This is a genomic window from Tenacibaculum sp. AHE14PA (genome assembly GCF_019278465.1).
In the GTDB taxonomy this organism is placed as follows: domain Bacteria; phylum Bacteroidota; class Bacteroidia; order Flavobacteriales; family Flavobacteriaceae; genus Polaribacter; species Polaribacter bernardetii.
In genome coordinates, this window is record NZ_CP058983.1 from 254,153 (window position 1) to 268,992 (window position 14,840).

The 14,840-nt window shown below is 31.2% G+C and carries 16 protein-coding genes and 1 pseudogene; 10 read left to right on the forward strand and 7 right to left on the reverse strand.

Annotation, left to right across the window (positions count from 1 at the left end):
- Positions 1-16 precede the first annotated feature (16 nt).
- From H0I30_RS01130 to H0I30_RS01150, 5 genes and pseudogenes are all read right to left on the reverse strand, one after another.
- Entirely contained in the window at positions 17-496 is a 480-nt protein-coding gene (locus H0I30_RS01130; RefSeq protein WP_218773450.1) for a CAP domain-containing protein, read from the reverse strand.
- A gap of 28 nt (positions 497-524) precedes the next feature.
- Entirely contained in the window at positions 525-1,184 is a 660-nt protein-coding gene (locus H0I30_RS01135; protein ID WP_218772478.1) for a pyridoxamine 5'-phosphate oxidase family protein, read from the reverse strand.
- Position 1,185: 1 nt separating this feature from the next.
- Complete coding sequence (locus H0I30_RS01140; protein ID WP_218772479.1) at positions 1,186-1,701, reverse strand: GNAT family N-acetyltransferase; 516 nt, start codon at positions 1,699-1,701, stop codon at positions 1,186-1,188.
- A 135-nt stretch (positions 1,702-1,836) separates the two neighbouring features.
- A pseudogene (locus H0I30_RS13020) lies at positions 1,837-1,995 on the reverse strand (DUF1272 domain-containing protein); the annotation flags it as partial.
- Entirely contained in the window at positions 1,995-2,513 is a 519-nt protein-coding gene (locus tag H0I30_RS01150) for a DinB family protein (RefSeq protein ID WP_218772481.1), read from the reverse strand. The gene H0I30_RS01150 and the pseudogene H0I30_RS13020, both read right to left, overlap by 1 nt.
- Positions 2,514-2,594: 81 nt before the next feature.
- Here H0I30_RS01150 and H0I30_RS01155 point away from each other — a divergent pair, with 81 nt between their 5' ends.
- A complete protein-coding gene (locus H0I30_RS01155) occupies positions 2,595-4,073 on the forward strand; it encodes a PLP-dependent aminotransferase family protein (RefSeq protein WP_218772482.1) in 1,479 nt (492 codons plus the stop codon).
- Here H0I30_RS01155 and prmC read toward each other — a convergent pair.
- Together prmC and H0I30_RS01165 are read right to left on the reverse strand one after the other, a co-directional pair.
- Entirely contained in the window at positions 4,063-5,031 is a 969-nt protein-coding gene (gene prmC, locus H0I30_RS01160) for a peptide chain release factor N(5)-glutamine methyltransferase (protein WP_218772483.1), read from the reverse strand. The two genes, H0I30_RS01155 and prmC, sit on opposite strands and share 11 nt — an antisense overlap.
- A 2-nt stretch (positions 5,032-5,033) precedes the next feature.
- Positions 5,034-5,534 carry a GNAT family N-acetyltransferase gene (locus tag H0I30_RS01165; RefSeq protein WP_218772484.1) on the reverse strand — a complete coding sequence of 167 codons (501 nt, stop codon included), beginning with the start codon at positions 5,532-5,534 and terminating at the stop codon, positions 5,034-5,036.
- 51 nt (positions 5,535-5,585) lie between these two features.
- Between H0I30_RS01165 and H0I30_RS01170 the strand changes: the two genes are divergently transcribed.
- The 9 genes from H0I30_RS01170 to rpsA all read left to right on the forward strand — a co-directional run bounded on the left by H0I30_RS01170 (position 5,586) and on the right by rpsA (position 14,794).
- Positions 5,586-6,047: an LEA type 2 family protein gene (locus H0I30_RS01170; protein WP_218772485.1), complete on the forward strand. Its 462-nt coding sequence runs from the start codon at positions 5,586-5,588 to the stop codon at positions 6,045-6,047.
- Positions 6,048-6,052: 5 nt separating this feature from the next.
- Entirely contained in the window at positions 6,053-7,168 is a 1,116-nt protein-coding gene (gene ribD, locus H0I30_RS01175) for a bifunctional diaminohydroxyphosphoribosylaminopyrimidine deaminase/5-amino-6-(5-phosphoribosylamino)uracil reductase RibD (protein ID WP_218772486.1), read from the forward strand.
- Positions 7,161-7,775: an HAD-IA family hydrolase gene (locus tag H0I30_RS01180; protein WP_218772487.1), complete on the forward strand. Its 615-nt coding sequence runs from the start codon at positions 7,161-7,163 to the stop codon at positions 7,773-7,775. Before ribD ends, H0I30_RS01180 begins: the two co-directional genes overlap by 8 nt.
- A 23-nt stretch (positions 7,776-7,798) precedes the next feature.
- Positions 7,799-8,635 carry an EamA/RhaT family transporter gene (locus tag H0I30_RS01185; protein ID WP_370624063.1) on the forward strand — a complete coding sequence of 279 codons (837 nt, stop codon included), beginning with the start codon at positions 7,799-7,801 and terminating at the stop codon, positions 8,633-8,635.
- Positions 8,635-9,246 (forward strand): YigZ family protein, encoded by a 612-nt coding sequence (locus H0I30_RS01190; RefSeq protein WP_218772489.1) that lies wholly within the window; start codon positions 8,635-8,637, stop codon positions 9,244-9,246. Before H0I30_RS01185 ends, H0I30_RS01190 begins: the two co-directional genes overlap by 1 nt.
- Before the next feature lie 26 nt (positions 9,247-9,272).
- Positions 9,273-10,139 (forward strand): YkgJ family cysteine cluster protein, encoded by an 867-nt coding sequence (locus H0I30_RS01195; RefSeq protein WP_218772490.1) that lies wholly within the window; start codon positions 9,273-9,275, stop codon positions 10,137-10,139.
- 131 nt (positions 10,140-10,270) lie between these two features.
- Positions 10,271-11,839: a GMC oxidoreductase gene (locus H0I30_RS01200; protein ID WP_218772491.1), complete on the forward strand. Its 1,569-nt coding sequence runs from the start codon at positions 10,271-10,273 to the stop codon at positions 11,837-11,839.
- 40 nt (positions 11,840-11,879) lie between these two features.
- The gene (locus H0I30_RS01205; protein WP_218772492.1) at positions 11,880-12,827 is read left to right on the forward strand and encodes an alpha/beta fold hydrolase; all 948 of its coding nucleotides are present in this window, start codon (positions 11,880-11,882) and stop codon (positions 12,825-12,827) included.
- A gap of 191 nt (positions 12,828-13,018) precedes the next feature.
- Positions 13,019-14,794 carry a 30S ribosomal protein S1 gene (gene rpsA, locus H0I30_RS01210; protein WP_218772493.1) on the forward strand — a complete coding sequence of 592 codons (1,776 nt, stop codon included), beginning with the start codon at positions 13,019-13,021 and terminating at the stop codon, positions 14,792-14,794.
- Positions 14,795-14,840: the final 46 nt, after the last annotated feature.

Here is a 14,840-nt window from a genome sequence, read left to right on the forward strand (position 1 = left end):
AGTATAATATATTACCTTATTTTGCATAAAATAATTGTGTGAAATAATAATTATTCTTAGAATCTTTTTTAATTCCGATACCTGTATGAGTATAATTTCCTTCAATATTTTCTCTATGACCAGGACTGTTTAACCAAACTGTAACAACTTCTTGAGCATTTCTTTGACGCGAAGCAACATTTTCGCCAAAACTAACAGCATTCACAAGATTTCTTACTTCAATGAACCTTGTGTCAAAGTTATCGTGACTTATCTTGTTTTTATCAATCATATATTGCGTATGCTCTATGGCTATGTCTGCTATTTGATCATTAAAAATAAGTGTGTTTTTACCAATGCTACTTCTGTGTTCATTTATTAATTTATGAACTTCTTGAGTAATTGTGTTGTTCTCGGTACTATCAATATCGTTTATAGAACTTTCGCTACATGAAATAAATATTAGGGAAGAAAATAAAATTAAAAAGTATTTTTTTGAATATATGTTTTGGGGGATTAAGGTTTTAGAAAATTAAAGAGCAAACTTACTGTTTATTTTGTTGATAATAATCTAACACATGTTTAGGAGTTTCAACACCTTCTTTTAATTTATCGTCAGAAATAGGAAATTCAGCAACTTGTTTTATAGGTACAATACCCGCCCAAATTGGTAAGTCGTAATCTTCAGGTTCATCAACTACACCAGTATCTCTAACTTTTGCTGAGGCGGTTTCGATAGTAAATTCTAACACTAAAGTTCTATCTAATTCTTTTTGATGCATAGGCCTTAAAGAACCCCATTGGTTAGGAACCATTTGATCTACAATCCACTTTAAAATCTCCGTTTTTTTAATATCTTTTTCAATTTTATTTAAGCTTCCGAAAAGGGTTGCCGAACGATAATTTACAGAATGATGTAAGCCAGAACGCGCTAAAACTAATCCGTCTAAATGCATAACTGTTATTGATGTTTTTCCGCTTTCTAATATCGATAATAACATTCTGTTCGCAGTTGAACCATGAATATAAATCTTATCATCTCTTCTGGTATATGCCATCGGAATTGTAATAGGATTACCATCATAAATATAGCCAACATAACATAAAAAACCTGCATCTAAAATAGCATTAATTTTATCTACATCATAGGTTGCTCTGTTTGCTCCTCGCTTTACTCTATTTAATTTTGATTGTTCGTATTCCATGTTAAATTTCTTTTGATAAAACGTAGTTTTCGTATTCTTTCCCATTAACAATAAAATTTAACTCACCAATGTTTTTAAACTCATTTCTATGGTAAAAACGAATACCTCTTTCGTTTTTAATATATACAGAAAGCCATATTGCAGTGGCATTTTTTTCTTTGATTTTATCAATAATAAAATCTAAAAAAGGTTGCCCAATTTTTAAGGGTAAAAACTGATTTAAAATATATAATCTTTCTAATCTTACGCTACTATTAGCTGTTTTGTCTTCAAACGGATAATTTAATACCACTTTAGAAAAACCGACAGGTAAATCATCTACATAAGCGATATGAAACAGATTATTTTTGTCTTCTAATTCTTCTATTATTTTTTTGATAGAAAAAGCATTCGCACAATAAGCTAATAAATCATTTTTATCGTCTATAAAGTGACCATGAGACTCTGTATAAGTAATTCTACCTAATAAGGCTATAACTTCAGTATCTGAAGTTGTTGCTAATTTAAACGTAATCATCAATTATCTATTTTCAGGTTTTATCTCTCTAAATTTATCAGCATTAAATTTCGCTTTTTCTAAATCTTTTGGATCATATATTCTTTTTGTTGAAATAGGATACTTTGCTATCATTTCTGATGTTCTTATAGGACGCTCTACAAAATTACCAGCACAACTAGGGCACACATTTTTGAATATCTCTATAGCGCATGTTTTGCAATAAGTACACTCGAAAGAGCAAATCATGGCTTCACTAGAATTGCTAGGTAAATATTTGTTGCAGTGCTCGCAACTAGGTCTTATTTCTAACATTATAAATAGCGTTCTTTAATAATATCAATATGCCAAACACTGTGCCCTAATAAAATAAAAGCACACGCTCTTGCAGATACAGGTGAGTTACTAGCGGTTCCTAAATTGATTAAATTATCATCAGAAATACTATTAATTAAATTCATAGAATACATACGTGAAACAGTAAACTCTTCCAATAATTCATCCATAGATTTATCGTTTGCTCCTGATGGATCTATATAAATATCTTGATCGAAGCCAGCCATAGCCGTAGTGTCTTTTCTTGCTATTCGTAAAAAACGATACATAAAAATGCGTTCGGTATCAATAATATGTTGTAATAGCTCTTTGATTGTCCATTTTTCAGGTTGATAGCGGTATTCTAATTTATCTTTAGGTACAGATGAAAAAAAATCGATTACCATTTTCTTGTCTTCTTCAAAACCTGTCATTAAATCTATCGAATCTGCTACTTTATCTAAATATCTTTTGTAATACGCATCATGTTCATTCGATTGTATGTTTTGTTTTGTCATTTTTTTAATGTTTTATTGTTCAAAAATAATATATTTATGGATTGTTATAATCATCCAGAAAAGATATAATAAGTAGTCCAGATGTTTCCGTATAAAACCAGTTTTAAGATAGATAGAAAAGGTTCTCAATCTTTGTACTTACAATTGTCTAATCAGTTTATTCAATTGATAAAAGAACAAAAATTAAAACCTAAAACCAAACTTCCAGGAAGTAGAAGTTTAGCAGAGTTGTTAAACGTGCATAGAAAAACGGTTGTTGCTTGTTATGAGGAGTTAATGTTACAAGGTTGGGTAGAAAGTATTGCTAAAAAAGGAACTTTTGTGCATAGTAATTTACCTTTATTGCAACAAACAGCGTTTTCTAAATTAGGTTTTAATGCTGAAGAAACACAAACTAGTTTTTCTTTCTACAAAAATAATGCGTTTCAAAATTTTTCTAAAAAGAAAGATGAAGCTATGCTATCTCTTAATGACGGTGTTTCTGACGGGAGATTAACACCAATAGATGAAATTGTAAGAACTTACAGAAGAATTGCAGCTAAAAAAAATGTGTACAAACATTTGGGGTATAACTCAGTTTACGGAAGTGATAAATTAAGAGAAGTTTTAGTTACTTATTTAAATGAAACAAGAGGATTACAAATAGCCAAAGAAAATGTTTTAATAACTCGCGGAAGTCAGATGGGAATTTGGTTATCATCTCAATTATTATTAAAAGAGCAAGATATTATTGTAGTTGGAGAAACAAATTATGCTTCGGCAAATGCTACTTTTTCAGACCAAAAGGCAATGTTAAAAACTGTTTTAGTGGATGAAAACGGAATTATAACCGATGAAATTGAAATTATTTGTAAAAAGCAACAAATTAAAGCAGTATATGTAACTTCTCATCATCATCATCCAACCACGGTAACCTTATCAGCTGAAAGACGAATTCATTTATTAAATCTCTCTAAACAATACAATTTTGCTATTATAGAAGATGATTACGACTATGATTTTAACTACAATCATGCACCAATTTTACCTTTAAAGAGTCATGATGTAAATAAAAATGTAATTTATATTGGTTCGGTTTGTAAAACGGTGGCGCCTGTTTTTAGAGTTGGATATTTAATAGCGTCTAAGGAGTTTGTAGATGAAGCTGCAAATCGCAGAAAAATAGTGGATAGGCAAGGAGATGAGCTGTTAGAATTAACATTTGCAGATTTTATAAAATCGGGTGATTTAGATAGACATATTAGAAAAGTAATGAAAGTTTATAAGCAGCGAAGAGACTTGTTTTGTTGCTTGTTATACAAAGAATTAGGTGGCTTTTTTAAGTTTGAGAAACCAAAAGGAGGGATGGCTGTTTGGGCAATTTTAAATCAAAAATATTCGTGGAAACAAGTTACAAAAGAGGCTTTAAAACACCAATTAGAAATTGGCGATTATTCTCGCTATGAAGCTGTAAATACAAATCACAATGCGATTAGAATTGGTTTTGCAAGTTATAATGAAGAAGAGATTTACGAATTAATTGCTAAATTAAAAACAACAATGTTAGCGCTTAAAAACTAGCTTTTATCATTCGGTCGTTACCAGAAAAATCCTTTTTTAGTTCAATGTTTTTAAAACCTTTATCTTCTAACATTTTTACAGTTTCTTTTCCTAAATATTGATTGATTTCAAAAAATAAGAATCCGTTTTCTGATAAATGAAGCTTTGCTAAATCGGCTATTTTATCATAGAATATTAACGGATTATTGTCATCAACAAATAAAGCTAAATGTGGTTCGTTTTCTAAAACATTATTTTTAATTTCTGCTTTTTCAAGTTCTCGTACGTAAGGTGGATTGGAAATAATAATATCTAATTTTACGTCAATCTGAGAAGTGTGCGACGAAGTAATCTCATTCTTAGTAAAAGATTGCTTCATTTTATTCGCAATAACATTTAAGTTTTCAGTCTTTAAAATATCAACTTCAAAAAAATCAATTTCAACTGAATTTAGTTTCGCATTTTCTTTGGCAGTAATTAAAGCTTTTTTAGATACATCAATCGCTGAAATTATTGCATTTGGTAACTGCTGTTTTAATGAAATAGGAATACAACCAGTTCCGGTTCCAATATCTAACAGGGTTAAAGATTTCTCGACTGCGCTCGAAGTGACATTCAAAGATTTTGCAACATTTTTGCTTTCCAACTTTGTAACTTCATTGATAATCCATTCTACCAATTCTTCGGTTTCTGGTCTTGGAATTAAAGTGTTTTTATTCACTAAAAAAGGCAATCCGTAAAATTCGGTATTTCCTAGTATATACTGAATAGGTTCTTCTTTTTGTAATCTTTTTATCGCTTTATTAAAAAATGCTAAAACATCCGAAGGAATATTAAAATCAGCTTTTAAAACGGAATCAATGCGTTGAAACCCCAATTTTTCTTCAATCAATAAAAAGAAAAAAGAAGTTATTTCTGTTTCCGGATATATTGCTGATAATTCTTCTGTAAAATATGTTTTGAATTCTTTTAAAATCATTTTTAAGCCTTAATTAAATCTTTTAACATCCAAACATTACAAGAAAAATGACCTGTATTTCCCATAGGAGCCTCTAAATTAACAAATCCGTTTTTGGCATACAAAGCTCTCGCGGCATCCATATACGGCATGGTTTCTAAATAACATTGCTTATATTTTTCTTCTTTTGCTTTAGATAAACAATAATTAATTAGCTTGCTTCCTAAACCTTTTCCTCTTGCTATTGGCAAAAAATACATTTTTTGTAGTTCACAAATAGTCTCTTCAAAATCAGGTAAACCAGCAAAACCAACACCGCCAACTATTTTATTTTGATGTTCTATTACAAAATAAGCTGTTTTTTCTTTTTGATACGTTTCAAACATCTCATCAGTTGCTTTATCTTCATAAGCGGTACCAACTTTAGGTGCGCCAAATTCAGTTAAAACAGTTCTAATAACGCTCGCTATTTGTTGATTGTCACTAGGTTTAATTTCTCGGATAATAAAATCAGAAGGAGTCATAGGAATACCTTACTTTTGCTTTGCAAATTACCTAAAAAAATAAGAATCGAGATGAAGAAATTGGGGTTTTTTATAGTTGTTTTATTTATAGTGAGTTGTTCTATAAAAGAGAAACCAATATTTATAAAAATAGATAATATTAAAATTTTATCTATTTCTTCAGATACAATTCGATTACAAGCGAAAGCTTTCTTTAAAAACCCCAATGATATTGGTGGAAAAATAGCAACAGACGAAATTAAAGTAATCGTAAATGGCGAAGAAGTGGCTCAGGTTTCATCTGATGAGTTTGAAGTTCCTGCGCGTAACGAATTTAATATTCCGTTGCAAGTTGTAATTCCTGCTAAAAAGATATTTGGAGATACTAAAAACGGAATTTTAGGAGGTTTGATTAATTCAATTTTAAATAAAAGTGTAAAAGTGCAGTTTAAGGGAGACTTACGTTATACCATATTTGGTTTTTCAGATGTATATCCGATTGATAAAATAGAAGATATTAAAATAAAATTCTAGTTTTTTTGAAGCACGAAAATTACATACAACGTTGTTTACAATTAGCCAAAAATGGTATTGGTACTGCACGTCCAAATCCGTCAGTTGGAGCCGTTATTGTTTGTAATGATAAAATTATAGGTGAAGGATATACAAGTATTTATGGTGGTAATCATGCAGAAGTAAATGCCATAAATTCGGTTGTAAATAAAGAGTTATTAAAAGAAGCAACTATTTACGTAACCTTAGAGCCTTGTGCGCATTTTGGTAAAACACCGCCTTGTGCCGATTTAATCGTAAAACATAAAATATCTAACGTTGTAATTGGTTGTGTTGACACGAATAGTTTGGTTGCCGGTAAAGGAATTGAGCGTTTAAAAAAAGCAGGAATCAATGTAATTGTTGGTGTTTTAGAAGCAGAATGCAAACAACATCATAAACGTTTTTTTACTGTTCAGAATAAAAAACGACCTTATATAATATTAAAATGGGCCGAAACTTCGGATGGTTTTGTGGCGCCGTTTCGTCATTACGAGCAAAGCGAAGTAACCTCTAAATCGATAAAGAGATTGCCTCAGCAAAAAAACTTGCTTCACAATGACGCTAAACCAGTTTGGATTTCTAACGAATACTCAAAACAGCTAGTTCATAAATGGCGAAGTGAAGAACATGCTATTTTAGTTGGTACAAATACTGTAATTGCAGACAATCCGTCATTAACAGTACGCAGTTGGTCGGGAAATAATCCGATTCGAATTGTAATAGATAAAAACTTACGAATCCCTAAAAATGCCACAGTATTCGATGAGAAAGTAAAAACGATTGTTCTTTTTGATAAACAAGAAAATATTTGTCATTACGAACAGGGTGAAGCAATCTCATACGAACACTTAGATTTTTCATCCAGCGTAGCGGAACAAATATGTGATGTTTTACAAAAACATAATATTCAATCTGTAATTATTGAAGGAGGTACACAAACACTGCAAACTTTTATTAATGCGCATCTTTGGGATGAAGCAAAAGTATTTATAGGAAAGACAACCTTTAAAAGTGGAGTAGTAGCTCCGGTTTTAAAAGGAGAATTAAAGAAAGAAGAAAACATCGAAGGCGATGTATTAAAGACATATATAAATGATTAAAAACATAATTTTCGATTTTGGTGATATCTTTATCAATTTAGATAAAGAAGCAACTTATAAAGAATTAGCAAAACTGGGCGTAACCAATATTTCTGAAGACATGATTGTAACTTATCATAAATATGAAATGGGTTTAATTTCTACAGATGAGTTTGTGAATTTTTATAAAACTAAATTTCCGCAGTTAAGTCGTGAAAGTTTAGTGAATGCTTGGAATGCTATTTTATTAGATTTTCCGAAACGCAGATTAGTTTTTTTAAAAGAATTAGCAGGGTCTAATAAATACAGGTTATTTTTATTAAGTAATACAAACGATTTACATATATCTTGGATTCAGAATAATTGGGGAACTGAATTGTATAATGAATTTAAAAGCTGCTTTGAGCAGTTTTATTTATCGCATGAAATAAACTTCAGGAAACCAAACGCAAATATTTATGAATTTGTATTGAGTGAAAATAACTTAAAAGCATCAGAAACTATTTTTGTAGATGACTTAAAAGAAAATACGGAAGCAGCCAAAGAGTTAGGAATGCAAGTTTGGAATTTAATTCCGGGAAAAGAAGATGTGGTTGATTTATTAAAAAGAAAAGAATTTTTAGTTTGATTTATTTAGTTTTAAGTGTTTTAGTGTCAAGTTTAATATTTGTAATTTTTAAACTTTTTGATGTTTTTAAAATAAACACCTCACAAGCCATTGTTGTAAATTATATTATCGCTTTGTCTTTTGGTTTGTTTACCTCAAAGGTTTCTTTATCAATTGCACAAATACCAGAAGAACCTTGGTTTTTAGGTGCTTTTTGTTTAGGTTTTTTGTTTATCACAATATTTAATGTGATGGGGATAACGGCTCAAAAAAACGGATTATCAGTTGCTTCTGTAGCTGGTAAAATGTCGGTAGTTATACCTGTTGTAGCGGGAGTTTTTATATATAAAGAAAGTGTTGGCTTTGTAAAAATTTCAGGGATTTTAATGGCGTTAGTTGCTGTTTATTTATCTTCTGCTAAAAGTGATATTTCTCCAGTAAAATTTAAAAATTTAATATACCCCTTATTATTATTTATAGGCTCGGGAACTATTGATGCTGGTTTAAAATATACTGAAACTACTTATGTATCAGAAGGAGCAGTGCCAATGTTTTTAGCAACTATTTTTGGTTGTGCATTTTTATTGGGCTGTCTTTTTATGATTACACAAATTCTAAAAGGAAGTTTTAAGTTTCAATCTAAAAATATTTTAGGAGGAATTGCTTTAGGAATTCCGAATTATTATTCGATGGAATTTTTATTAAAAGCACTACAAACCGAAGGATTAGAGAGCTCAACTTTATTCACTATAAACAACGTATCTATTGTTATTTTAACTACCGTTTTTGCATTGGCTTTTTTTAAAGAAAAATTGATCAAAAAAAATTGGATAGGAATAGGATTGGCTGTAATTAGTATTTTATTAGTAGCTTCGGCGTAATGATTGAGATAAAAGACACCTACAAAACGATTGATGTTGCTTCTGAAGAAACATTATTTAAAGACAGAAATAGTAAGTTTTTTGGCTATGCTTTTCCTGTTTTTACAGAAGACGATGTTAAAGAAGCTATAGAAAGTTTAAAAAAGAAACACCATTCGGCACGCCATTTTTGTTATGCTTGGCAATTTGGCACAGAAACAATTCGTTTTAGAGCCAATGATGATGGTGAACCTAGTAATTCTGCCGGAATGCCCATTTACGGACAAATACAAGCTTTTGATGTTACCAATATTTTAATTGTTTCTGTACGTTATTTCGGTGGTACAAAATTAGGAGTAGGAGGTTTGATAAATGCTTATAGAACTTCAGCTCAGTTAGCTTTAGAGATTTCCAATATCAAAGAAAAAACCATAGATATTCAGTATCAATTAACTTTTGATTACGATATGATGAATAAGGTACAACGCGTGGTTAAAGAACGAAATCTAAATATTATAGCTCAAAAATTAGAAATGGATTGCCAATACACTATTTCTGTTCGTAAAAAAGAGGCACAAATGATATTCGATATTTTTGACAACCTTTTTAAGGTTACAATTAAAGAATTGTAGTTACATATAAATCATCATAATTTAAAATGCAAATAACCAAACTTACTACTAACAGTGTATTACCGCTTACGTGTTCTCGATCGGGAACTTGTTGTTTTGGTAAAGATGTAATGCTTAATCCTTGGGAATTGTTTCGTTTTAGTAAAGAAAAAAAAACAACTCCGAAAGAGTTTAGAGATTTACATACTAAATTTGGCGGAATTCAACTGCTTTTTAATGGCAAACAAGATAAAAAAGGGCAACATGCGTGTAGTTTATATTTAGATAATGCTGGATGTAGCGTTCACGAAGGTCGTCCCTTGGCTTGTCGTTTATATCCGCTAGGTCGCCAGGTGCAATTTGATAAAGCAGCATATATTTATGAAGGAAAACAATTCCCTTGCTTAACAGATTGTGCTGAAGTTTTAGATTTACCAAAATTGAGTGTTGGTGATTATCTTAAAGGCCAAAAAGCTGATAAATTTGAAAAAGCTTTAGATGAATATTTAATAGTGATGCAAAATATTGCTGATATTGGCTTCGAATTACTTTTAGATACTGGTTTAGCTGTGTCTGGAGACACTAAAACACTAGCTTTATGGAGAGAAACAGGAATCGAAACACATGAATTATCAGCAAATAGAATAGGTGAGGAGTGGTTAGATTGTTTGATGATACCTGATATAACTATTGATGCTGAAGATCCTATTATTTTTACACAAAAACACAACGATTTATTACTTCAAAAAGCACAAGAAGAATTCGGAGCAATACAAACATTAGAAGAACTTCATAAAGCATCCGTTCTACTAATTGCAGTAGCATTGCATTTATCTAGAGGTTTAGGAGCTGACACTAAAGGGATTTCTGAACATTGGATAGAAATAGCAAAAAGTCATGGAGCTAAAGAATAGACTTACTTTACATTACCTATTTATAAAATGTATAACTGAATAAAATACAGTTTGATTCTTATCATAAAATCTTATAACTTGGTATTCTAACAATATCTGAAGTAAAATAAGAGATATTTAAATATAAATTAGTGAGTTTAGAGAAAGAATACGATTATATAATAATTGGTAGCGGTTTTGGTGGTTCTGTAAGTGCTTTACGATTATCAGAAAAAGGATACAAGGTTTTAGTTGTTGAGAAAGGAAAATGGTTTAAAGCTAAAGATTTCCCTAAAACAAACTGGAATTTTAAGAAATGGCTTTGGATGCCAAGGTTACGTTTCTTCGGTATCATGAAATTAACCATTTTTAAACACGTAGCAATATTATCGGGTTCTGGTGTTGGTGGTGGTTCTTTGGTCTATGCCAATACACTACCTGTTCCTAAATCAACTTTTTTTAGAACCGGTAGTTGGAGTAACTTAAAAGATTGGGAAACCGAATTAGCACCTTATTATAAAGAAGCATTGCGAATGCTTGGAGCAAGTAAAAATCCGCAATTGTTTGATGGAGATATAGGTCTTAAAAAAGTAGCCGAAAAATTAGGGATGGAGAGTAAGTTTGACGCTCCGGATGTTGCTGTGTATTTTGGCGAAGAAAATGTAACTAAAGAAGATCCTTATTTTAATGGTAAAGGTCCAGAAAGAACAGGATGTAATTTCTGTGGTGCTTGTATGACAGGATGTAGGAATAATTCTAAAAATACTTTAGATAAAAACTACTTGTACCTATCTCAAAAATTGGGTACAGAAATCATAGCAGAAAACGAAGTTTATGATGTTATTCCTGCAACTTTAAGTGATGGAAATACAGGTTATGAAGTAGCTATAAAAACCAGCACAAAATTATTTACTAAAAAAAGAAAAATTAAAAGTAAAGGTGTAATTTTTTCAGGCGGAGTGATGGGGACAGTTAAACTTTTACTAAAATTAAAAATGAATTCATTACCTAATATTTCAGACAGGTTAGGTCAAGATATAAGAACAAATAACGAAACTTTGGTAAGTGTTTCTAGTCTCGAAAAAGACAAGAATTATTCAAAAGGAGTAGCAATCGGTAGTATTTTAGATACTGATGAGAATTCTCACCTAGAAATTGTTAGATATGCAGAAGGTTCTAATGCATGGAAGTTTTTGCATTTACCATATGTTACAAACACAAATGTTTTTGCTCGTATCGCTATGATATTTGTGTCTTTAGTAAAATCGCCTATTAAATATTTTAAAATTTATTTTGCTAATAGCTGGGCAAAGAAAACGGTGGTACTGCTTTTTATGCAAACTTTAGATAGTACGCTTCGATTTAAAAGAAATATTTTTGGATTGATGACTTCAACAGTAAGTACAGGTAAAAAACCAACTCCGTTTATTAAAGAGTCTCGCAAGTTGGTAGAAGAATATAGCAAGGCCGTAAATGGCGTAAGCACTTCGTTTGCCTTAGAAACCTTGGCAGGAATTCCGTCAACAGCACATGTTTTGGGTGGTGCGGTAATGAGCGAAAATTCGTCAGAAGGTGTTATCAATAAAAATAATCAAGTTTTTGGTTATAATGATCTTTATATTATTGATGGATCTATGATTTCTGCAAATCCGGGGGTGAATCCATCATTGTCAATTACAGCAATCGCTGAGCATGCCATGGATCAAATTCCGAAAAAATAAATTTTAATTAAAAAACCGGGCTAACATCCAAATTTACTTAATGAAATACTTTATCAAAATTATTAAAATTGCTTTAACTTTTATTTTATTGATTGTTATAGGAATAATCTTTTTATATGGGCATAGAGATATACCTTTAAATGAATTGAAAGAAAAATATGTAAACGAAGCATCTTCGTTTATTTCTGTAAACGGAATGGATATCCATTACCGTGATGAAGGAAATAAAAATGATTCAATTCCAATTTTACTTATTCACGGTACAGGATCAAGTTTACACACTTTTGATGCTTGGACGGATACTTTAAAGAAAACAAAAAGAGTTTTAAGAATGGATCTTCCTGCATACGGATTAACAGGGCCATTTCCTGATCGTAATTATTCGATGACCAATTACACCAATTTTGTAGCTAGGTTTTTAAAAAAGTTAGCTATCGAAAAATGTATCATAGCAGGTAATTCTTTAGGCGGACAAATAGCTTGGAATTTTGCGGTAAAAGAACCATCGATGGTATCAAAGTTAATTTTAATTGATGCTGCTGGTTATCCTATGGAATCTAAAAGTGTTCCTCTTGCTTTTAAAATAGCTCAAACACCTGTTCTTAGCAAGCTACTTACGTATATAACGCCTCGTTTTGTAGTGAAATCGAGTGTAGAGAATGTGTATTATGATACATCTAAAGTAACCGATTCTTTAGTAGATCGCTATTTTGACCTTACCTTAAGAGAAGGGAATCGTCAGGCTTTTGTAGATCGTTTTAATATGAAATCACCTGCAAGTTCGTATGCTAAAATTAAAACAATCAAGCAACCAACATTGATACTTTGGGGAGCAGAAGATTTTTTAATTCCTTTAAAAAATGCGTATCAATTTCAAAAAGACTTACCTAATAATAGTTTAATAATCTTAAAAGAAGTTGGGCATACTCCTATGGAAGAAAGTCCTACAGAAAGTTTAGCACCTGTATTTAATTTTATAAACGAGTAGAAATATTTTTAGTCAACTTACTTAAAACCAAAACCTTTATAGGTTATTTAAATAAAACTTCGTAAATTTGCACTCCTTTTTACAATAACAGATTTATAAAAGGAACGAGAAAATAAAATTTATATAAATTTCTCTTGGCGTTAGTGTTGTTAAGAATCTGGCTAACAAAAAGATACAAAGTATTATTCAGAATGTCTGAAGAAACAAAAACAACTGCAGAAGCAGTTACAGTAAATCCAGCAGAATTTTTAGCAACATTTAACTGGCATAAATACGAAGAAGGTATTGATGAAGTTGATGAATCTAAATTACAAGAATTCGAAAAAGCCTTAGAAGGTACAGTAGGTTTTGTAAACGAACGTGATGTAATTGAAGGTAAAGTTACAAGAATTACTGATAGAGATGCAATTATCGATATTAACTCTAAGTCAGAGGGAGTAATTTCTTTAAACGAATTCCGTTACAATCCAGGTTTAGCTGTTGGTGATTCTGTAGAGGTATTAGTTGACAAAAGAGAAGATGCTTCTGGTCAATTAGTGTTATCTCACAAAAAAGCACGTGTAATTAAAGCATGGGAACGTGTTAATAATGCACATGAAACTGGTGAAATCGTTAACGGTTTTGTTAAGTGTAGAACTCGTGGAGGTATGATCGTTGATGTATTTGGTATTGAAGCATTCTTACCAGGTTCTCAAATTGACGTGAAGCCTATTAGAGATTACGATCAGTATGTAGAGAAAACTATGGAATTCAAAGTTGTGAAAATCAACCACGAATTTAAGAACGTAGTAGTATCTCATAAAGCGTTAATCGAAGCAGATTTAGAAGATCAGAAAAAAGAAATCATCGGTCAATTAGAAAAAGGACAAGTATTAGAAGGTGTTGTTAAAAACATTACTTCTTATGGTGTCTTTGTTGATTTAGGTGGTGTTGACGGATTAGTACATATTACTGATTTATCTTGGTCTCGTATCAACCACCCGAATGAGGTTGTTGAATTAGATCAGAAATTAAATGTTGTAATTTTAGACTTTGACGATAACAAATCTAGAATCCAATTAGGATTAAAACAATTATCTGCTCATCCTTGGGAAGCTTTAAATACTGAATTAGCAGTAGGTGATAAAGTAAAAGGTAAAGTTGTTGTTTTAGCTGATTACGGTGCATTCGTAGAGGTTGAAGAAGGTGTTGAAGGATTAATTCACGTTTCTGAAATGTCTTGGTCTACACACTTACGTTCTGCGCAAGATTTCGTAAAAGTTGGTGATGAAGTAGAAGCTCAAATCTTAACATTAGATCGTGAAGATCGTAAGATGTCTTTAGGTATGAAGCAATTACACCCAGATCCATGGACAGATATTACAACTAAATATCCTGTAAACTCAACTCATACTGGTACTGTGCGTAACTACACTAACTTTGGTGTATTCGTTGAATTAGAAGAGGGAATTGACGGATTAGTGTATATCTCTGATTTATCTTGGACTAAGAAAATTAAGCACCCATCAGATTTTGTAACTGTTGGTGATAAATTAGAAGTTCAAGTATTAGAATTAGATGTAGAAAACCGTAAGTTAAACTTAGGTCACAAGCAAACTCAAGATAATCCTTGGGATGCTCATGAAGCTACGTATACAATCGGATCTACTCACGAAGGTTCTATTAAAGAGAAGAATGATAAAGGTGCAACTGTAGTATTTGCAGATGGTATCGAAGCATTCGCTCCAACTCGTTTCTTAGAAAAAGAAGACGGTTCTAAATTAGAAAAAGGTGATGCTGTAAAGTTCATCGTTACTGAATTTAGTAAAGAATACCGTAGAATTGTTGTTTCTCATACTTCTCTTTTCAAAGAAGAAGAAAAGAAAAACATCAAGGCTGCTGCTAAAAAAGCTGCTGACGTAGAAAAAACTACTTTAGGAGATATTGGTGGATTAGCTGAATTAAAAAGAAAAATGGAAGGAAAATAATCTCCTGAAATCATAAATTTTAAAACCGCTACGCAAGTAGTGGTTT